General features: G+C 69.0%; 13 protein-coding genes. 1 reads left to right on the top strand and 12 read right to left on the bottom strand.

The window, feature by feature from the left end; translation table 11 throughout:
• Window positions 1-97: 97 nt before the first annotated feature.
• The 4 genes from ABIE67_RS50215 to gmd form a co-directional block, all read right to left on the bottom strand.
• On the bottom strand, window positions 98-2,524 hold the full coding sequence (locus ABIE67_RS50215; protein WP_370271156.1) for a LamG-like jellyroll fold domain-containing protein: 2,427 nt from the start codon (window positions 2,522-2,524) through the stop codon (window positions 98-100).
• 86 nt (window positions 2,525-2,610) lie between these two features.
• Window positions 2,611-3,135 carry a hypothetical protein gene (locus ABIE67_RS50210; RefSeq protein WP_370271155.1) on the bottom strand — a complete coding sequence of 175 codons (525 nt, stop codon included), beginning with the start codon at window positions 3,133-3,135 and terminating at the stop codon, window positions 2,611-2,613.
• Complete coding sequence (locus ABIE67_RS50205; protein ID WP_370271154.1) at window positions 3,132-5,432, bottom strand: LamG-like jellyroll fold domain-containing protein; 2,301 nt, start codon at window positions 5,430-5,432, stop codon at window positions 3,132-3,134. Before ABIE67_RS50205 ends, ABIE67_RS50210 begins: the two co-directional genes overlap by 4 nt.
• A gap of 120 nt (window positions 5,433-5,552) precedes the next feature.
• A complete protein-coding gene (gmd, locus tag ABIE67_RS50200; RefSeq protein ID WP_370271153.1) occupies window positions 5,553-6,566 on the bottom strand; it encodes a GDP-mannose 4,6-dehydratase in 1,014 nt (337 codons plus the stop codon).
• A gap of 91 nt (window positions 6,567-6,657) precedes the next feature.
• Here gmd and ABIE67_RS50195 point away from each other — a divergent pair, with 91 nt between their 5' ends.
• Window positions 6,658-7,608 carry a GDP-L-fucose synthase family protein gene (locus ABIE67_RS50195; RefSeq protein ID WP_370271152.1) on the top strand — a complete coding sequence of 317 codons (951 nt, stop codon included), beginning with the start codon at window positions 6,658-6,660 and terminating at the stop codon, window positions 7,606-7,608.
• A 46-nt stretch (window positions 7,609-7,654) separates the two neighbouring features.
• On the opposite strand, the gene ABIE67_RS50190 is transcribed toward ABIE67_RS50195, so the two are convergent.
• The 8 genes from ABIE67_RS50190 to ABIE67_RS50155 form a co-directional block, all read right to left on the bottom strand.
• Entirely contained in the window at window positions 7,655-9,028 is a 1,374-nt protein-coding gene (locus ABIE67_RS50190) for a sugar transferase (protein WP_370271151.1), read from the bottom strand.
• Between the two features lie 683 nt (window positions 9,029-9,711).
• Window positions 9,712-10,482 (bottom strand): FkbM family methyltransferase, encoded by a 771-nt coding sequence (locus tag ABIE67_RS50185; protein WP_370271149.1) that lies wholly within the window; start codon window positions 10,480-10,482, stop codon window positions 9,712-9,714.
• The gene (locus ABIE67_RS50180) at window positions 10,479-10,709 is read right to left on the bottom strand and encodes a Trm112 family protein (RefSeq protein ID WP_370271148.1); all 231 of its coding nucleotides are present in this window, start codon (window positions 10,707-10,709) and stop codon (window positions 10,479-10,481) included. The genes ABIE67_RS50185 and ABIE67_RS50180 overlap by 4 nt, the downstream gene beginning before the upstream one ends.
• Window positions 10,706-11,623, bottom strand: coding sequence for a DMT family transporter (locus ABIE67_RS50175; protein WP_370271214.1), 918 nt, complete (start codon window positions 11,621-11,623; stop codon window positions 10,706-10,708). The genes ABIE67_RS50180 and ABIE67_RS50175 overlap by 4 nt, the downstream gene beginning before the upstream one ends.
• Window positions 11,624-11,648: 25 nt before the next feature.
• On the bottom strand, window positions 11,649-12,446 hold the full coding sequence (locus ABIE67_RS50170) for a methyltransferase domain-containing protein (RefSeq protein WP_370271213.1): 798 nt from the start codon (window positions 12,444-12,446) through the stop codon (window positions 11,649-11,651).
• A gap of 59 nt (window positions 12,447-12,505) precedes the next feature.
• A complete protein-coding gene (locus tag ABIE67_RS50165; RefSeq protein WP_370271212.1) occupies window positions 12,506-14,065 on the bottom strand; it encodes a condensation protein in 1,560 nt (519 codons plus the stop codon).
• A 178-nt stretch (window positions 14,066-14,243) separates the two neighbouring features.
• Window positions 14,244-19,499 carry an alpha-(1->3)-arabinofuranosyltransferase family protein gene (locus ABIE67_RS50160; protein ID WP_370271147.1) on the bottom strand — a complete coding sequence of 1,752 codons (5,256 nt, stop codon included), beginning with the start codon at window positions 19,497-19,499 and terminating at the stop codon, window positions 14,244-14,246.
• Window positions 19,496-20,716: a glycosyltransferase family 4 protein gene (locus ABIE67_RS50155; RefSeq protein WP_370271146.1), complete on the bottom strand. Its 1,221-nt coding sequence runs from the start codon at window positions 20,714-20,716 to the stop codon at window positions 19,496-19,498. Before ABIE67_RS50155 ends, ABIE67_RS50160 begins: the two co-directional genes overlap by 4 nt.
• Window positions 20,717-20,839: the final 123 nt, after the last annotated feature.

The raw sequence follows: 20,839 nt of genomic DNA, 5'->3' as shown, positions 1-20,839 counted from the left end.
CGCTTCAACACCGAGCGTGTGATGCTGCGCCACCTGAGCGAGGGACAGCACGTTCGGGTAAACGGCGGCCTTGTTCCATGTGCCGACAGCATCTGTGTCATTCGCACTTGAAGGGCGGAATCCGCTGGACGCAGGCTGCCTCGTAGAAGAGCGCCTCCCAGAGGCCCGTGGTGGCTTCCTTGTCCCCGGTGACCGTTTCCTCGGCCCCGGCGGCAGGGGCGTTGGTCAGGCTTGGGGGCACTTTCTGACTCGCGATCCCGATCTGGCCGGCCGGTGCGTGGCGGGCCAGGAAGCTGCCGAGCCGGCGGTGCTGACTGATCTGGGCAGGGGTCAGCACTTTCGGGTAGACGGCGGTTTCGTCGATCTCGCCGTTGAAGAACACACTCGACGGCCGCTGCGGCCAGTTGGTTCCCATACGGCCGCCGCCGACGTGCCAGGAGCCGACGTAGTTCTGGCTGAAGGTCACCCTGTTGGGCTTCGTCTGCAGTTTTCCGTCCACGTACAGCCGCGTTCCGTCGCGCCCCTGGGTGGCGACGACGTGGTGCCACGCACCGTTGTTGAAGCTTTGCCTGGTGCTGATGTAGCTGATCTTGCGGTCGGTGTTGACGCCGAAGACCAGACGACCGCGGTTGTCCATGTAGATGTGCTTGTCGTCTTTGGCGAAGCGACCGGCGGGTATATCCAGTTGTTCCTGAAGAGGGCCGAAACCGATGAGTTTTCCGCCGGTTTTTGTGGTGGTTTTGAACCAGGTTTCAATGGAGTAAGCGGCCGGCCGCCATGTGACGGTATCGCTATAGGTGTATTCATCGTCCCCGAGATAGCCAATTCCAGCGCGGGAGCCGGCCATACCGGGGGTCAGGCCACGGGTGGGTCCGTTTTTATGTACACCGTTATTGTTCTTGCCGGAGGAGTCGGCGGCGAAAGTACCGTCGGCTTCCTCGAATCGCCAGTAGAGATTTGCCCCGTCGGCGATGATTCGCTGTGCGTACCGGTCCGCTGTCGCCGCCACCGTGACCTTGACCGACGCGGACCGGGCACTGGTGTTGACACCGTCACTCGCTGTGATCCGGTAGGTGTGCGTGGACCCGGGGGTGACGCCAGTATCGGTGAACGTCAGCTGTGGGCGTTTCCCCAACGACGAGGAACCGGACACCGTGTGAACCGGGTTGTCGGAGCCGTCGCGGTAGACGCGGTAGGTCAGCCGGCTGTCGTCCAGATCCAGACTGGCCTGCCAGCGCACATCGACCGTACCGGGCCGGGTACTGGACACGCTCACCTGCGGTGTCGGTGGCGCGCCCGTGTCCGGGCCGCTCGCGAAACGGGTCAGCCCCTGCTGCGGCTCCCCATTGACCGTGGTGAACTCGCCCCCGACCCACAGGTAATCGGTGCCGTCGCGCGAGGCGGTTGCCAGGACCCGCGGGCCGATCTTCTCGCCGAGCCCGTCATTGGTGTCAGGGAACCAACCCAGCAGAGCCGGACCGTGCACCGACTGGGCCAGCAGATGCTGACGCTCCCGGTTCGTAAACCCACCCGCACCGTCGCAGCGGTGGGCGTGCGAGCCGGAGTAGAGCACGCCCTTGTAGACCTCGACCGCCTGCGTCGCGCCGACGCAGGTGTCGCGCCAGCGTTGGTTGAAGTCGGAGAGGTTGAAGGCGATCCGGCCCTCGACGGGGTTGCCCTCCTGGGCCGTGTAGAAGCCGGTGGCATCGGTGACGATGTCCTTCACCACCGTGCGGGCAGGAAGAAAGCCCAATGGATAGCCCTTGGTCAGGGCACCGCTCGTACTGTCGACCACGGCCAGGGCGTGCGAGTTGGCGCCACGAACGGTGAAGAAGTCACCACCGAGGATGACGTTCTTCCCGTCCGGCGTCGCCTCGACGGCCCGGCCCGGCTTGTCCGCGTCCGCCGTCCACGAACGCAAGGCACCCGAACTGGTCACCGACGCGAAATAACGGCGCGCCTTGCCCTCGACCGTCGTGAAGTCGCCGCCGAGATAAACATCGTCACCGGTAACCGCCAGCGCCCGCACCGTGGCACTCACCGACGGCTTGAAGTCCGACCTCGGAGTGCAGGAGGCGATATCGATCGCCGCCACATTGCTCACCTTGACGCCGTTGACCGTCCCGAAGCGGCCGCCCGCGTACAGCGTCTTACCGTCCGGCGACACCTTCAGCGCCCGCACCGTCGCCAACCCGTCCCCCACAGTGAACGACAGCTCACACGACGTCGGCTCCCCCGTCGCCGCATCCAGCGCCACAAAGTTCACCGCCGGCTTCTCGTCCGTGCTCAGTGCCGCACCAGGCGGCCTCACGCTCGAAAACGTGCCGCCCGCGAACACCACCCCGTCCGCCTGGGCCATCGCCCAGACGATGCCGTTGGTCTGCCAGGTCGGCAGCTCATCCGCCGTCATCGCCACCGGCGCCGTCAACGCGGCGGCCGTAGGCGCCATCACCCCGGCCCCCGCCAGCGATACGGCCGCCAACGACAAGGCGGCCGTACAAACCCCGATTTTGCGCAAGCGCATGTGCCCTCGGTCTCCTTCTCACATCTCAGATCACGGCAAGCGAACGCCGTTCATTCCCACCCCCGTGACCGGCGTCGCCCCGTGTTCTACTTCTCCGCCGCCTTCAGCAGCGGTTTGTGCTCCGGGCACAGCTGGGTAATGGCATCCCGTGCGCCTGTGATCTCGCCGCTCTTGATGGCCGCGATGGCGGCTTTGCGGTCGCGTCCGGCGAGGCTGGTGATGCGGTCGCAGGCCTCTTGACCGGCTTCCAGGATGGCTGCCGGGTCTACGCCCTTGGGCACCCGATCGGTCAGGTACTCCTTCTCCTTCTCGTTGATGGTCCCGGTGGCAGGCGTGAGCTCGGACTTGGGCACCTTCGGGCCGGGCGGGATCCGGTTGGCCTCGTCCGCGCCCTGCTCGTCGACGTCAGCCCCCTGTGCCGTGTCCTTGTCGCTGTCCGCTCGGGCGGGATCGGTCGTCGCCGACGCCGCCGACGGGCTCTTGGCGGCATCGCTGTGCCCGTCTCCGTCGCTGCACCCGGCTATGAAGAGCAGCGCCGCCGCTACCCCGCCCGCGCAGGCGGCGATCAGACGGCTGGACGCGGTGTGCGGCCTGGGCTTGATCGTCATCATGGTGTACCTCGAGTGCCGATGGTGTAGTGCTGTGCCACCTGGGCGGGGGACAGCACGCTTGGGTAGATGGCGGTCTCGTCGATCTCGCCGGTGAAATAGGGGCTCGAAGGAGTGCTGGGCCAATTGGCCACCGAGTCGCCGCCGACGTGCCAGTAGCCGGGGTAGTTCTTGCCGGTCGTCGCGGCCGGGCCGGCCCCCTGCAGCTTGCCGTCCACATACAGGCTCATCTGGCCGGGGCCCTGGGTCGCGACGACGTGATGCCACGCGCCGTCGTTGAGGCCCGGGGCACTGCTGACCGTGGCCGGCGCCGCGGCGCCGGAGACACCGAAGACGAGACTGCCGCTGTCGGTCATGTAGAGGTGGTCGTCATAGACGACACTCGGCCGTTCCTGGCGGTCGCCGAAGCCCACGAGCTTGCCGCCCGAGGCCGTGGTCGTCTTGAACCACGTCTCGATGGAGAACGTCGTGGGACGCGCGCCGGCGTGGACACCGTACGTGACGTCACCGGCCATGTCCTCCGGCGAGACCTGTGCCTGTGCGTCCACGCCCCGGTATCCGATGGCGGCGCTTGAGCCCGTCACCCCGCCAAGGCCGGGGACGACGCCGCGGGTCGGTCCGTTGCGATGGATACCGTTGTTGTTGATGCCGGTGGTGTCGGCGGCGAACCTGCCCGCCGTCTCCTCGAACCGCCAGTAGAGGCCGGCGCCGTCCGCGATGACCTGCTGCGCGTACGGGTTGGCCGTGGTGGCCGCGGTGACCTTGGCGGACGTGGACTTGGCGCTGGTATTCGTGCCGTCGCTGGCGGTGATCCGGTAGGTGTACGTGGACCCGGGCGTGACGTCGGTGTCGGTGAAGGTCAGCTGCGGGCGCTTCCACTTGAGCGACGAGCCGGAGACCGTATGGACCGGCTTGTCCGAGCCGTCGCGGTAGACGCGGTACGTCAACTCGCTGTCGTCCAGGTCGACGCTGGACTGCCAGCGCACATCGATCCTGCCGGGCATGGTGCTGGACGCGCTCACCTGCGGCACCGAGGGGGCGCCCGTGTCCGGGCCGCTCGCGAACCTGGTCAGGCCCTGCTGCGGCTGGCCCTGCACCGTGGTGAACTCGCCGCCCACCCACAGGTAGTCGGTGCCGTCCTTCGAGGCCGTGGCCATGACCCGGGGCCCGAGCTGCTCGCCGAGCCCGTCATTGGTATCGGGATACCAGCCCAGCTTCGCCGGGTTGTCCACCGACTGGGCCAGCAGGTGCTTGCGCGGTGATCTGGGGAATTCCCCCATGACGCTGCAGTCCTGGGCGTGCGAGGCGGAGTACAGCACGCCCCTGTAGACCTCGACGGCCTGGGTCGCGCCCTTGCAGTCGTCCTGCCAGCGCTTGTCGAAGCTGTCGAGACTGAAGGCGGTACGGCCGTCGAACCAGCCCTCGTTCGCGGTGTAGAAGCTGGTGCCGTCGGTGGCGATGTCCTTCACCCGGGTATCGGGCTCCCAGCCCGAGGTCCCCTTGGGCGTGGAACGGGGAAAGTAGCCCAGCGGGTAGGTTTTGGTCAGGGCGCCGCTATCGCTGTTGACGACGGCCAGGGCGTGCGAGTCGGTGCCGTTGACGGTGTAGAAGTCGCCGCCGAGGATGACGTTCCTCCCGTCCGGAGTGACCTTGATCGCTCTGCCCGGGTCATCGGCGTCGGCCGTCCAGGGGCGCAGTTCGCCCGTGGTGGTGACAGAGGCGAATTTACGGCGGACCTGACCCACGACGGACGTGAAGTCGCCGCCGAGGTAGACGGCGTCATTGGTGGCTTCCACGGCCCGTACCGTGGCGCTGACGGACAGCTTGAAGCCGGCCCTCGGAGTGCAGGTGGCGATGTCGATCGCCGCGACATTGCTGGCCTTGACGCCATTGACCGCCCCGAAGCGGCCTCCCGCGTAGAGCGTCTTGTGATCCGGCGACACCGCCAGGGCCCGCACCGTCGCCACCCCTGAGCCGACGGTGAACGACAGCTCGCACGACGTCGGCTCTCCTGTGGCGGCGTCCATGGCCACGAAGTTCACCGCCGGCCGCTCATCAGTGCCGGAGGCGGCACCCGGCGGCCGCACCGCCGAGAAGGTGCCGCCGGCGAAGACCACTCCGTCCGCCTGGGCCATCGCCCACACAATGCCGTTGGTCTGCCAGGTGGGCTGTTCATCGGCTGTCATCGCCACCGGCGCCGTCAGAGCGGCGGCCGAAGGCGCCACTGCCCCGGCCCCCGCCAAGGACGCTGCCGTTAACGACAGAGCCGCTGTGCAAACCCCCACCAAGCGCAAGCGCATTTACCCTCTGTCCTCTTCCATATCTCGAGTCACGCCAGAGTACGTCGCGGTGGTCAAATACCTTTGTCAGTAGGTTGACAAATTCCTTGCATTACCCGGTCACCGGCAGTTGATTGCCGGTCACTTGTCGATCCGCACTGCTGTCCCGCCTAATTCGGCTGCGAGCTGCGCCACATCCGCTTCCACCATGATCCGGGCTAATTCGGGCCACAACACCTTTGGCTTCCAGCCGAGCACCGATTCCGCCTTCGAGGCGTCGCCGATAAGAGCGTCGACCTCGCTGGGGCGCTGGTATTTGGGGTCGAAGCGCACATGATCGGCCCAGTCGAGCCCGGCCACCGCGAAGGCGGCTTCCAGGAACTGCTGCACGGTGGCGGCGGCGCCGGTCGCCACGACGTAGTCGTCGGGCTCATCGTGCTGGAGCATCCGCCACATCGCCTCCACGTACTCGGGGGCGTATCCCCAGTCCCGTACGGCATCGAGGTTGCCCAGGTAGACGTGCTCCTGCAGGCCCGCGTGGATCCGGGCCACGGCACGGGTGATCTTGCGCGTGACGAAGGTCTGCCCGCGGCGCGGCGACTCGTGGTTGAAGAGGATGCCGTTGACGGCGAAGAGATCGTAGGCCTCGCGGTAGTTGACGGTCGACCAGTAGCCGAAAACCTTGGCGCAGCCGTAGGGACTACGCGGATGAAAGGGGGTGCGCTCGTTTTGCGGCGGCGGGGCCGAGCCGAACATCTCGGACGAGGACGCCTGGTAGATCCGGGTGTCGATACGGCTCGCGCGGATCGCCTCCAGCAGCCGGAGCGAGCCCACGCCGGTCACGTCGGCGGTGTAGAGCGGGGTGTCGAAGGAGACCCTGACGTGGGACTGGGCGCCGAGGTTGTAGACCTCTTCGGGGCGCAGATCACGCAGCAGGTTCACCAGCGCCGCGCCGTCGGAGAGGTCGGCGTGATGGAGGACGAGTTGCCGCTCGGGCTCCTGCGGGCCCTGGTAGATGTGGTCGAGCCGCTCGGTGTTGAAGGACGATGAGCGGCGGATGAGACCGTGAACGGTGTAGCCCTTCGACAGCAGCAGTTCGGCGAGATACGAGCCGTCCTGGCCGGTGACCCCGGTGATCAGCGCGATCTTGGTCATGATGGTGCGTCCCCCTAGGGGCTTGTTCTTAATTCATACTATGTAGCGATCCGAGACTAATGTCCTGGCAGAATCCGGAGCCGTGAGTGAAATGAAGCAAGCAGACGACTTACTGCCGGACGGGGCCCGGGTGTTCGTGGCGGGCCACCGCGGCCTGGTGGGCTCCGCGGTCTCTCGCCGCCTGGCGGCCGACGGCTTTGAGGTGGTCACGGCGGACCGGACCCGGCTGGACCTGCGGGATGCGGCGCGTACGGAGGCGTATCTGCGCGATGTGCGTCCGGACGCGGTCGTGCTGGCCGCCGCGAAGGTGGGCGGAATCCTCGCCAACAGCGCGTATCCGGTGCAGTTCATCGAGGACAACCTGCGGATCCAGCTGAGCGTGATCGCCGGAGCGCACACGGCTGACGTGCGGCGGCTGTTGTTCCTGGGCTCCTCGTGCATCTATCCCAAGCACGCGCCCCAGCCCATCAGCGAGGACGCCCTGCTGACCGGCCCGCTGGAAGCGACGAACGCGCCCTACGCGCTCGCCAAGATCGCCGGGCTCATGCAGGTGCAGTCCTATCGGCGCCAGTACGGCGCCTCCTACATCGCCGCGATGCCGACGAACCTCTACGGGCCCGGCGACAACTTCGACCTGGAGACCTCGCATGTCCTGCCGGCGCTCATCCGCCGGTTCCACGAGGCCAGGCGGGACGGTGCGGAGAAGGTTGTGCTGTGGGGCAGCGGTACGCCGCGCCGCGAGTTCCTCCACGTCGACGACCTGGCAGCCGCCTGCGCCATGCTGTTGCGCCGCTACGACGGCGACCAGCCGCTCAACATCGGTTGTGGCGAGGATCTGACGATCCGCGAACTCGCCGAGACGGTACGGGACGTTGTCGGTTACCAGGGCGCCATCACCTTCGACCCGAGCAAGCCGGACGGCACCCCCCGCAAACTGCTCGATGTGTCCCGCGTCCTCTCTCTCGGCTGGAAGCCGAAGATCCCATTGCGCGCCGGAATAGCGGCGGTATACGAGGACTGGCGGGCCACCGCCGAGACTTGACCCGGTGAGGCGGGCCGGGCCGCCCTGGCCGGAGCGGAGGGCCACCTCAGTAGGCTCCCCGGCCGTCGATCACCGCTCGGAACGTGCGGGCTATGACGTCGAGGTCTCCGCCGATCGACCAGTTGTCCGCGTAGTGCAGATCCAGTGCCACCGACTCATCCCACGACAGGTCCGAACGCCCGCTGACCTGCCATAACCCGGTGATGCCGGGCTTGACCGTCAGGCGGCGCGCCTCCACCTCGTCGTATTGAGCCACTTCCTCCGGCAACGGCGGCCGGGGGCCGACGAGCGACATCTCCCCGCGCACCACATTCACCAGCTGGGGCAGCTCGTCCAGCGAAGTGCGCCGCAGCCAGCGCCCGACCCGGGTGACCCGTGGATCGCGGCGCATCTTGAACAGCGGCCCGTCCTTTTCGTTCGCGCCTTTGAGCTCCTCCAGCCGCTGCTCGGCGTCCACCACCATCGTGCGGAACTTCCACATCGTGAAGGGGATACCGCCCTGCCCGGTCCGGGTCTGCCGATGCAATATCGGACCGGGGGAATCCAGCCGTACCGCGAGCGCCAGAATCCCGTACAGGGGAGCCAGCAGCAGCAGCGCCAGTCCCGCCCCTACCCGGTCGAGCGCCGATTTCGCCGCCAGCTGTGGCCCGCGCCGGGTGGGCGGCCCCACATGCAGCAGTGAAAGACCGGCGACCGTGGTGGTGTGCAGGCGCCTGGACGCGACATCCGTGAGGCCGGGAGCCAGTGCCATCAGCAGGCCGGCGTCATGCAGGGCCCAGGACAGACGGCGCAGCCGCTCGCCACGCAACAGCGGTCCCGGCGCCACCAGCACCAGCTCCGCGCGCAGTCGCTCGGCCGCCGCCGTCACGGGCAGCCGGTCGTCGTCCCAGGCAGCCGGTGGCTTGGCGCTGAGCCGCCCCATGACCGGAGTCCCGGACATGAGGTGGCCTTCGCCCACCGGTACGACCCCGGTGACGACGTATGCGTGATCGGTGCGCCCAGCGAGATGTTCGATCACATCGTCCGCCGCGCTGGGCTCGCCCACCACCATCACCCGGTGCACCGACTGCGCTTCCCGGCGCAGCGCTGTCAGATGCCGGTGTGTCGCTTTCCGGCAGACCACCGTCAGCACGGGTGCCACCGACAATGCCAGCAGTGCCAGAAAGGGATTGGACGCTTCGCCCGTCAGAACGCGTATCACCGCGAGCAGCCCCAGCAGGGTCGCCCAGTCCCGCAGCACCGGCAGGACGTCCTGTGACTCCCCCAACTCCTGGGCGGCATAACGCCGATGTGACCCGCGCGCCGCGAGCCAGACAGCCGCCGCCGCGCATGCGGCGGGCACCGGATGGGGCTGATCCATGGCACGGAACACCACCAGGACAGGGACGCCGACGCCGAGGGCGTCGGCGGCCAAGGCCACAGCCATGTACCACCGCGCCTTGTCCGTTCGAGCCAGACCGGTGTCGCTGTCTAATCGGGGTCGCTTTGTCCCTGCTTCCATGTGGGACATGCCGACACGCCGCATGAACCCCCCTGGGCCATCGTGTGGTCGCGGTCATGCAACGCACCGGTTCTCCCCTCACTCCCCAACGTGACAGGAGGAACCGGTGCGCGGTGCCAGCGACGTTAGGGCAGACCTCTCCCGGCCCGGGTCGGCTGGTACCGCTTTCACCTGGGTTTCCTGACTGCTGCCTCGCCTGCGCGGGCGGCGGTACGGCCTGCGGCCGACCGAGCTCGGCCGCCGCGCCGCAGTCCGTCTTCGGCGGCCCATCGGCAGCGGTGCGCGGCCACTCGGTCACGCCGGTCGAGGTATCTGAGGTGGCGCCAAGTCCTCGTATCACCAAGCTGATCGACCGAGGAGCGCTACGGCACCACCACGCGGGCCGGCCGGCGTCCAGCCGTGGGAACAGCGGCACACTCCACGTGGCCCGGCCAACGCCGCGCCTCGGCGGCTCACTCCCCCAGACGGATCGGAGGGCGCACAGGGTGTGAACTCGACCACCCCCTACACGGCAAGCGCTTTCTGCCCGATCGAATGCGAGCGGGAAAGAATGCCGTTCCCATGTCGACAGCCGAGTCGAACGCGGGGCGCGCAGCATGAGTTCAGACACGGACACGGGGCTCTCGGCCGGCGGGAAGGAACAGCACTGAGTTGACATACCGGCGATGCGGAAACACGCTGCGCCGCAGTAGCCCCCGCTCCGCGACATGACTGGTGCGACGCTGGTGGAGCGCCAGATCGAAGTCGGCAAGCGGCACCCACTGATGTGCCGGAAGCACCCAGCCGCGATAACCGCACCCGGCCAACAGCGACAGCACCGGCTCAAGCGGCTGGATCCGCACCTCCAGCTCCACCAATAGCGCCGGCCGGTCACGGCGCAGAGTCCGCTGCGCACCGCGCAGCACGGCCGGCTCGCTGCCGTCCACATCAACCTTGATGAAGGTGACATCCGTCAGACCCAGCTCGTCCAAGGGCACACACGGCACATCCAGCGCATTGCCGTGCACCGACCGGCGCACCAACGACGACACACCCCGGTCGCCCCCCCGCCCACCGGGTGGCAGCCACAACCGCGCCGTACCTGCATGGTCGGCTGCCGCAGCCGGCACCACCCGCACGTTCGATGGCACGGTCGCGGTCAGCAGCCGCGCGAGATGCGGCACGGGCTCCACGGTGACGACACTGTCCGCGCACCGGGCCAGCCGGTGCGACCAGGGGCCGTACCAGCCCCCCACATCGACCGCTGTGCCACCCGGCGGGCAGAAGTCGGCCAGCCGCCCCAGCTCCGGCTCGAAACGCGGATACAACGCGGCAACCCCCCTGACGACCAGGCAAGACGGCAGCCACGGCGCCACCCGAGCCGCTAGGGTCATCCCTGAACTCCACGCTCACGCTCCAGCAGCTCCTCGTGTTCCTCCTGCGAAACCGGTTCACCGCAGGAAGGCAGCAACTGGGGAATGCCGTCGAGAACGGGATAGCGCAGTCGCAACCTGGGGTTGTAAAGAGCCGTCTCCGTACCGTCCTCGGCCGTCACCAGGATCAGCGGCCCTTTGTCGAACGGGCAGGCGAGAATCTTCAACAGCAGGTCGTCGAGCCTCATGGTGATAGCGCTCCTATGTTCCTTGTGCTTTGCGAGGGTGAGCCCGGGTGGGGCCGGTCGTGGCGCGGCAGCATGAGCAGGACCGATACGGCCAGCGCGGTGCCGCCCAGCCGCAGGACCAGCCGCAGCGGGTCGTGCGGCAGTGGCTCGCTGAAAGCGATGCTTCCGCTGGCCACGGTGAAGACGCAGTTGATGGTGGTGCCCACCGGCACGATGAGCGAGGCCCGGCAACGCTGCAGGGCGGTCTGTGACAGCACCAGCCCGGCAGCGCCGGTGACGAGGAGAAGGTACGGGTACGGGGACGCGGCCAGTTCGAGTACGGCCCCCGTGACATCGGAGGTCGAGAGCAGCCCCGAAACGCCCTTGATGGCCAGCGAGCTCACCCCGTACAGCAGGCCGACAGCCACCCCGTAGGCCACCCCTGAGGTGGGCAGCCGGTGCCGGCGCCCGGCCTGACGCTCGGCGGTCCGGTACAGCAGGAGCCCGGCGGCCAGTGACGGCAGGCACAGGGCGAGGAGCACACCGAGGGAAGCGCGACGGCTGATCGGCTCGCTCGTCTCGTGCAGCGACGCCACCACCATCAAGAGCGCGACCGCGATGACCGCGACACCGTACCGCTCCCGGCCGCTCGGCTGTTCGCCGAGAACGGCGGAGGAGAGCAGAAGCAGCAGTACCAGGCCGGACACGAACAAGCCCTGGGCGGCGGCTATGGGAAGGGTGCGGTAGACAGCGAGCTGGGCGAAGAAGCCGAGTGCGAGCGTGAGGCAACCGATGATCCACAGCGGGCTGCCGATCAGAAGCCGTACGACACGGGCGGGCCGCCCGGCACTCAGCGGCGGCAGGCCCGCCAATGCCCGCTTCTCCAGCACGAATCCGGTGCTGTACAGGACATTGGCCAGCAGCGCCGCCGCCACACCCCACCACCATGACACCACGGGGTCACACCCGCCTGGCGTGCAGAAGCAGGATCGACGAGAGAGAAGGGCGACGGCAGGCGGCGCGGTCGAGGGCGCGCAGCGGCCGGGGCACACCGTGGAACGGCGCGCCGGTGATCCCCACCACCTCGAATCCGGACGCCGCGACGAACTCCCTCAGCGCGCGTGCGGTGTACAGCCGTAGATGACCGACGACCTCACGTCCCGGCCGGCCGTGGATGGCACGCAGGCTCACCTCGGAGAAGACCGGCTGGACACCGGCGAGCAGCAGTCCACGGTTGTACCAGGCGGCGAGATTCGGCGTGGACAGCATGAGATGCCCGCCGGGGCGCAGTACACGGCGCAGCTCCTCAAGCGCGGAATCCGGGTCGACGAGGTGTTCGATCACCTCGCTGAACAAGACGGCGTCGGCACAGGCGGACCCGAACGGCAGGCCCGGCGTGGGAAGTTCACTGCCGGCGGAGCCTGCCGCATCGCCACCGGTGAACTCACCGCGCACCACATACGACAGGCGCGGCGCGGCCCGGCGCAGGGCGTCGTGCGACCAGTCGACCCCCACGATCCGGTGCCCCGCGAGCACCCGGGCCGCGACGGCGGCGGCCGAGCCATCGCCGCACCCGACATCCAGCACGGTCGCCGCCGGGCGTCCCGCGCGCACCGGTCCGAGTGCCTTCGCGAGCACCCGGGCCTGGCGCAGACTCCGCTCGTCGCCCGAGGCGACGGGTACGGCGGGATCCTCGTAGAAGTCCCGCAGGCCACGCGCCTTCGCGCGAGCCGGCGGGCGGTCGTCCGGCAGGCTCATGGCGGAGTTGGAATCAGCGCCGTGCCGTGTCGGGCGGAACGCGTCGGGACGAGATGCGGTCATACAGGGCTCCCTGGAGACTCGTTGCCGCCGCTGCCGGCATCTTCGGTCCGAAGGCCGCGGGGGTGGCGCCGCGTCGGCATGTCGTCTGGAGTGTGGCGGCTGTGGGCGGTGGGGCATGGGCCGTCTTCGCGTCGGGCCGGGGCAGCGCCGTACGATTCCGGCGCGCCGGGCGCCGCGGTGGCGGCGAGGCACTCTTCGAAGAGAAGGGCCAGGGCGGGGCCGCTGTCATCGTCGAGCAGCGCCCGGGACCAGCGCAGGGCGAGATGGAGCCGGTCTCCCGTGCCCACCGTGCACACCGTGAGGCCGCGGGGCATGTGAGCCGGGGCCGAGAACCACACAGCGGTGGCACGGCCCGCGTCACCGAAGTCGAAGGGGTACGGGACGCGACCGACATTGCTCAGCAGCACCGTCGACATCCAGGGAGCGGCCGCGCGCCGCAGACCCCGCATCACCACCGATCGCAGGCCGACCGGCAGCACGGGCGCGGACAGCAGGCCCGTGCCGCGTGCCAGCTGCGGCCGGGGTGTCGCTTTGAGGGCGCGGGTCTGCCTCGCCGTACCGCGGAGCAGGGAGGCCACCGCCTCCGGAGCCGGGCGCTCGCCGCGCAGCGCAGCGGCGCCGGCAGGGTCCTGCGATGCGATGACGACGTCAACGAGCCGCGTGCCGTTGCCGATCGGCATTTCGGCACCGCACGACCGGTCGTCCACCGGCATCGTGATGCGTACCGGCCGGGAAGAGATCGAGCCGCGGCGGCGGTTCCATCGGGCCACCGTCAAGGCGGTGGCGACGAGAAGTTGATCGTTGACGGTGTACGGGGCGTCCGGGGCGCGGTGGGGCAGAGGGAATTCCGCGACGAGCAGGCCGTTTGCCCTGCCGCCTCCGGGGCGCAGCGGTGCCGGAAGAATCCGTGCGGACCTGGCCCACGGGGACGCCTTGGGCCACGACGTCTCCACTCGGCCGGACCTGAGAGCTGAGGCGGGTGACCGGACGGGAGCGGGGCGAGGCGGGTTTTCGGCGCCCCCGTACAACTCGGCGGCCGTCGCCAGCACCCGAAGACAGGACAGCACGTCCAGCGCGGTGTGGTGGAACGTCAGCAGCAGCACACAGCCGTCGCTGGTGCCGCTGCTACCGCTGTCCGTGACGACTTCGAGCCGCACGGGCGGCGACGTCGCCAACGAGGGGCAGTCCGTCAGCGCACGGGTACGAGCCCGGGCCAAAGCGTCGGGGCCGGAGGACGGCGGGCACTGCACCGGTTCGACGTCCGGTTCTTCGGTGAGCTCCCACTCGTAGCGGCGCCGGTACCAGGTGCCGGGCACCTCCCGCATCAAGATCCGCGGATGTCGTCGTAACGCTTCCCCGAACGCGGTCCGCAAGCGCCCGATCTCCAGCCTCCCCGGCAGATGCACCTCGATGTGCACGGACTCGGGCTCGTCCTCGCGCAGACCGTGCCGCGAGACCTCGTCCACGATCCCGAAGGGAATCCTCGCTCCAGGGGTGCTGCCGGCTCCGGACCAAGCGCTGCCCTTGCGGTCCCGGGCTGAAGACAGGGCGGTCATCGTCCACCGTCCCCGGGCGCCGGGCACCTTCGCGTCGCGGAGCGATGCGCGGCTCTCATCAGTTGATTCCTCCATGGTGCGGGTGGTCAGGGCCGTCACGGCGAGTCCCGTCCGGACCGGTGGCCAGGGACACTGCCGGACGCTTCCCTTCCTTCATCGGCGTCGGCGTCCTGTTCAGTCAGTCCCACCGCCGTACCAGGGGCCAGATGCTGCTGGGGTCGGCGCTCCCTGGCATCACGGGACCCATGGATATGCGCATCCCCTGGCCGGGCTGCTCCTGCGCCGACGGCCCGGGGACCTGATCGAGTGGCAGGTCCCCCGTACCCGGGTCTGGTGGTCCTGCCGGCATCCCGGCGCCCTGATCTGCGGGCAGACCATCCACACCCAGACCCGGACCCCCGCCCAGCGTCCCGGTCACCGGACCCGCAGGCAGACCATCCACGCCCGGATACGGCCACTCGCCCATCGTTCCGGCCGCCTCAGCCGGAGGCACAGCGCCCGCACCCGGATCCGGCAGGTCACCCACCACGCCGGGCACCTCACCCGAAACCCGACCATCCAGCCGCCCCAGCTCCGGCGACCCGTCCGGCGCCCCAGCCACCTCACCGGTGACCGCGGGCCAGATGCTGCTGGGGTCGGCGCTCCCAGGCATCACAGGACCCACGGATATGCGCATCCCCTGGCCGGGCTGCTCCTGCGCCGACGGCCCGGAGATCTGATCGAGTGGCAGGTCCCCCGTACCCAGGTCCGGCGGTCCCGCCGGCATCCCGGCCCCGCTACCTGAAGACAGGACCTCAGCGCCCGGATCCGGCAGGCCATCCGCCACGCCGACCGCCTCCCCCGGATCCCACGCCTCACTCGGCGCACCAATGCCCTGATCCGGCGGCAGACCGTCCAGCCCCGGATCGGGTGACTCACCCCGGATTCCGGCGACCTCGTCCGGCGCCGGGATGTCCATCCCTATCTCCGGCAACTCGCTCGTTGTCTCGGTCGGCTTCGCGGCCGGGGTGGGCCGTTCAGGCGCGCTCCGGGCACGCCGTCGACGCGAGCCCGGGCCGGTGGAGGTGGCTTCGTCCTGGTCGCCCGGCGGGTCCGTCGTGACGACCGCCGCGGTCAGGGCGACGATTGCCAGCATTTGTGCGGGGGCGCCGAACGCTCCGGCGCCCAGTCCGGCCGCGCCTGCGGCCGCGATGATGCCTGCGCCTGCCATAGCTGTGGCAGCGGTGGGTGCCATGGCTGCCGGCCGGCGCCGGGCGATGAGGGACAGTACGAGCACGGTCAGTCCCAGGAGCGGGGCGATCACCGTGACGACAATGCTCAGGAGGAGTTGGCCGATGACCCGCCCTGGTGCGGGCGGCGGTGCAACCGTGGCCGCGTTGCCGTAGGCCCCGCGCGCGGGCGTACGGCCACGACGGCGTCCGAAGGCCAGTGCGGCCAGGACTGCCACGCCCGCCCCGCCGGCGGCAAGCCCGCCCTTGTAGAAGCCTGCCGGCTCGTACTCAAGGGTGATCGTGCCCCCCTGCCCTTCGGGAATCAGCCAGGCCTGCTGCCAGCCGTCGATCCTGAGCGGGGTGAGCTCCTTGCCGTTGAGGGTTGCCTTCCAGCCGTCATTGGCGTTCTCGTATGTCTGCAGGTACGACGCCCCGCCCGCGCCGACGGTGACCGAGCGGCGGTCACCGAGCCAGTCAGTGGTCATGACCGAGCGGGTGCCGGCCGACGAGAGCTGGTCCGGCTCGCCGCGTGACAAGGTGATGTCCGTCAGTGCGAGGGGGCCGTTGTCTCCGGCTTCCACCACATGCCGCCCGGGGCTCAGGTCCAGGGTGCGGGTCTTGCCCTTGCCACCGTTCTTGCTCTTGCCCTTGCCTTCGCTCTTGCCCTTGCCCTTGCCTTCGCTCTTGCCCTTGCCCTTGCCTTCGCTCTTGCCCTTGCCCTGGTCCTTGCCTTCGCTCTTGCCCTTGCCCTGGTCCTTGGCCTTGCCCTGGTCCTTCGCGTCAGGCTTGCACAGCTCGACGTCGATCGGCTGACCTTCCGTCAGGTCCCGCACGTGGCCGGAGGCCCTCGTCGGGTAGCGGGTGCCGTCGACCGTGAGCACCGGGCCTTTGCCGCAGGGCAGGGAGAACTTCTCGTCGGTGTCCGGTGCGGGGGCGATCAGGTCGGCCAGGGCGGGGACGTAGACCTCACTGAGCCCGACGGGCAGCCGCAGCTTTTTGTCGGCGATCGGGTTGTAGAGGGACACCGGCGCGGTACGGCTGATGGTGATGTCGAGCCGGTCCGTCGTGATGGGGTCGAAGCGCGCCTGGCCGTTTTTGTCCACTTCCGCCGTCGTCGAACCGTAAGGGGAGCTGATCTGCACTTCTTCCGGGCGGGTTGAGATGCCACCGGCGGCCTGGAGGACGATCTGGTCGATCGCCCTCTTCTTGGGCCACTTCAGGTGGATGACGGGCTTGTCACCGGCGATCCAGGCCGTCATCCAGTCACCGTCCACGAGGTTGCGCGCGCTCAGTGAGGGACTTGTACGGCTGGTGGAGTCGGCGGTGGCGGTGATCCGGGGACGCTGTTGCGGCGCGATCCGCTTCAGGAGTGCGTCCAGTTCGTCACCCGGGACCGGCAGTGCCTGTGCCCGTACGCGGTACTTGCCCGAGGATCCCTCGTCGGTGCGGAACTGCCGGTTCAGGCCCGCCTCCGCGGACGCCGAGGAGAAACCACCCGGGTCACTGCCCCGGTGCAGCGAGAAAACCTGTGAGTCGGCCTTGCCGGCCGTGCGCTCGGCGTCGCGCGGCAGCTCCAGCAGCTTGGTGACGTGCACGCCGGGGATGGACACCTCGGAGAAGCCCGCACCCGGCAGCCCCGGCCTGCCCTCCTGCACATCCAGGATCTTGATCCGCAGCCACTTCGCCTCGCCCTGGGGTGCCTTGACGGATTGCGGCGCACCGTTCGGCTCAAGGGGGCTGTCGGCAGCACCCTTGTCGGTCTCGACCCTCACGCGCGTGGGCGCGGCCCGCGTGCCGTCCCCGGCGGGCAACGGATCGACCTTGATCGTGGACGGAATCGAGGTGGGAGAGGTGAAGTCGATGCGCAGCCACTGATCTTCCGTCGCACCGGGGCTGCCCCCGATCGAAACGGTGTTGGCGGACTTGCCCCCCGTACGACCGGGACTGCCGTCGGCCCACGCGGTGTCCGGATTGCCGTCGAAGGCGTTCACCGGCTCGTACTGCGGCAGGTGGAACAGCCAGTGACCGTTGCTGGAAGCGGTCACCTTCTTCGCCCCTTGCAGCACGGCCGTCGTCTGGTGCTCGACTCCGGAGGTGGGCAGGATCTGCTTCGGCTCGGCGCCCGGGTTCTGGAAGCTGTCCGGTGGGTTCCGCTCGTCCGCCGTGTAGGTGTAGGAGGTGTTGTTGTTGACCAGACCGAAGCGGGTGTCCGCGCGGCGCATACCGTCCGCGACCGCCTGGAGCGGCGGGGTCTCGATGCCGGGGTGGTCGTCCCCGGTGAGCACGGTCGGCCGCTTGCGCAGCTTCGGGTCTGCCGACAGCTGGAGCAGTGCCTCCGGGCCGCCGCTGACCACGGCTGTGTCCGCTACGGGCTTCAACGCCACCTGCTTCGGCCGCTCCCCGGGAGCGGCATCGACCGGCTCGTAGATCTCCACGGCCTGGAGCCGCGGGAACAGAGCTTGTATCTCGACGGGGGTGTCGTCCGGTATTCGCCCACCGGTGATCAGCGGGCCGAAGCCGGTGACTTTGCGGTAGCCGGATGACTCCAGAGTCTTCTTGACGATCTGCGGTGGCACGTAGCCGATCTGGTCGGGGTCCAAGTCGTTGCGGACAACCACGTTCCACAGCCCGGCGCGTGCCAGGAAGTCACGCAGGCCGGGTACTTCGCTTCCGCTCATCAGTGCCTGCTCGACCGCGTCCATCGCACGGCGCGAACCGGGGGTGCCGAAGGGTACGAAGTCCCGCTGGGCCCAGCGGGATTCGGCCAGCACATCCAGCGGCTGGTCGATGGGGGAACCCCAGGTGTAGATGCCGTGCGTCGTGGCCGGCACGACAAGGGCACGGTTGTCCGGGGCGTACTTCTCCAGCCAGGTGGCCGCCTGACTCCAGCTGCTGGGCAGCTTGGTGAAGGCGCCGGGCTGAAGGATGCTGCCGTTGACGTACGGCAGGATCAGACCTGGCAGGACGAGGAGCGCGGCGATGGCGGGAACCAAGGGCGCGGACCGTCCGCGCGGGGTGGTGGAGGATGCGCGACGGGACCCGCGGCGCCCGCGCTTGGACGGGGAGCCCAGCCGCTCGGCCGCGTGTGCGGTGAAGTGGGTGATCCCGAAGACCAAGGCGAGAGCGAGACCCGGCTGGAACTTGTAGATGTTGCGGAAGGGTTTGAGCCACCCGTCCAGCCAGTCCTGCACCGTGTGGTCGAAGAGCCCGCCAAGGGCACCGCCGTATCCGGCAAGGGTGATGAGGGCAACGGACAGCACAACGAGCAGCAGCCAGCGCCGCTCGGGCAGGTCGCGGCGGGCGAGACCGGCGAGCCCGAGCGCGGCGGTGAACGCCGAACACAGCACGGTGACAACCGACGTGGCCACGGTCCGGCCCGCGGGCAGCCACGGGTGACCGAAGTTGAGGTAAGCGACCCAGTTGCCGGCGCCGCGCAGCAGCTCGGTGGCAGACATGGTGCCCGTAGTGGTACTGGCCTGCTCCACGTACGGCATGAAGTCCTCGCCGTAGATACCGAGCAGCAGCAGCGGCACCACCCACCAGGCGGTCGCCAGGACCACGCCCGCCGTCCACCAGGTCAGCAGGCCACGCCTGCGGGGCCCAGCAGGCCGGCTCAGCAGATACAGCAGCACGGGCAGCAAAGACGCCAGTGTGGAAGCCGCGTTGACCCCACCCATGAACGGGATCACTACCGCGGACCGGGCCGCCGCGCGCCGCGCGCTGAAGTCGGTCCGAGTGAGCGGCAACAGCACCCAGGGCAGCATCGCGCCAGGCAGCGCGGCGGCCGACGTGGAACCGATGATGACCGTGAACGTCGGCCACATCGCGTAGCAGACGGCACCCAGAAGCCGGGTGGCCGACGTCCCGATGGCCAGCCGCTCGGCGAGTCTCAGAGCACCCCAGAACGCGGTGGTGACGATGAGCGACAGCCACAACCGTTCGGCGAACCAGACGGGTACATGCGCCAGGTCCATGACCGTGTAGTACGGCAACGACGGGAAGGCGTAGCCGATGTACTGGTCGGCGATCCCGCCGAAGCCCGCCCGGTCGTGCCACAACTCACCCAGGTCATCGATGAATTTGAGCGGATCGAGGGCGACACCGAGCTTGGTCTCGAAGGTCATCTTGCCGGGTGAGACGGCGAGGAAGGCGGTGAACACGACCATCCAGAAGGCCAGCAGCGACCGGCGCCCTCGTGTGCCGTGAGGTCTGGTGGCGGTCATGGTGTGCTCTGGGGGTTGCTGACGGCGTTGTCCGTGCTGGCGGTCCTGGTGGTGTGGGTGTGGTAGGCCTCGGTGGCGGCGGTGCGGAAGTGGCGTACGGTGCGGTGCCAGCGGTAGCGGGTGGCGTGTTGGGCTGCGGTGTGGCCGAGGGTGGTGCGGTGGTGGTGGTTGAGGGTGAGGGTGCACCAGGCGGCGGCGAAGGATGATTCGCCGTCGGCGAGGTGGCCGGTGATCTGGTGGGTGATGGAGTCGCGCAGGCCGGGTATGTCGAAGCCGATGGCGGGGGTGTGGCGGGCGGCGGCTTCGGTGATGACCAGGCCCCAGCCTTCGACGAGGGAGGGGTGGAGCAGGAGCCAGGCCTGGCACAGGAGGCGGTGTTTGGTCTGTTCGGAGACGCGTCCGGTGAAGACGACGCCGTCGCCGGCCATGGCTTGCAGGCGGGTGCGTTCGGGTCCGTCGCCGATGATGACCAGGCGTCCGCCGGTGACGGGGCGGACCAGGTTCCAGAGTCTGAGGAGGAGGTCGATGCGTTTGTATTCGACGAGTCGTCCGACGGCTACGAAGAGGGGCTGGGGTGATTTGGGCAGGAGGGGTCCGGGTTCTTCGACGCCGCTGTGGACGATTCTGATGCGGTCGGGGTCGACGCCGATGGCGTGCAGGGCGGTGGCGGTGGAGCCGGACATGGCGACGGTGAGGTTGCGGCGGTGTGCGCCGGCCAGGGCCCAGTGTTCCAGGCGGCGGCCGAGGGGGGCGAGGGGGCCGGGGTAGCGCAGTTGCCAGAGGTCGGAGTGGACGTGGTTGACCAGGCAGAGGGTGGGTCCGTCGTGCCAGAGGGGGGCGAGGTAGGGCATGCCATTGCAGACCTCGACAAGGAGGTCGCAGTCGCCGATCTGGCGGGCGAAGGCGCGTCGGGCGCGCAGGAAGTGGGTGAGGTCACCGCCGGCGGACACGACCCGGTAGTCGCGGTGTGCGGCTGGTCCCCCGCACAGCAGGGTGACCTCGTGGCCGCTGGCGGTCAGTCCCTGGGCCAGCCGGTCCACGAGCAGTTCGGAGCCCCCGGCGGCGGGGTTCGCCAGGTCCCGGCGGGCCAGGAACACGATCCGCCGGGGTACCCGCAGGGCGGGTTCACCCGACGCGGCCAGTGAGCCACGGGCAGGGACGGCAGCCGGAACACTACCGGTCGTCCCGGCACGCGGCGAAGGTAAGTCCTGGGGCATACACGTTCTAACTTGTCTCAGGGCACGGAACCCATACGGGCTGGGAATTCCGCGGCCACCGGCAAAGGACAGACATCTAGCCGCCAGTTTTCGCGCCACCCCCCACTCCAGCTACTCACCACC

It is taken from the genome of Streptomyces sp. V4I8 (assembly GCF_041261225.1).
GTDB lineage: Bacteria > Actinomycetota > Actinomycetes > Streptomycetales > Streptomycetaceae > Streptomyces.
Note: the sequence above shows the minus strand (reverse complement) of the source record. Positions and strands in the feature narration are given on the sequence as shown.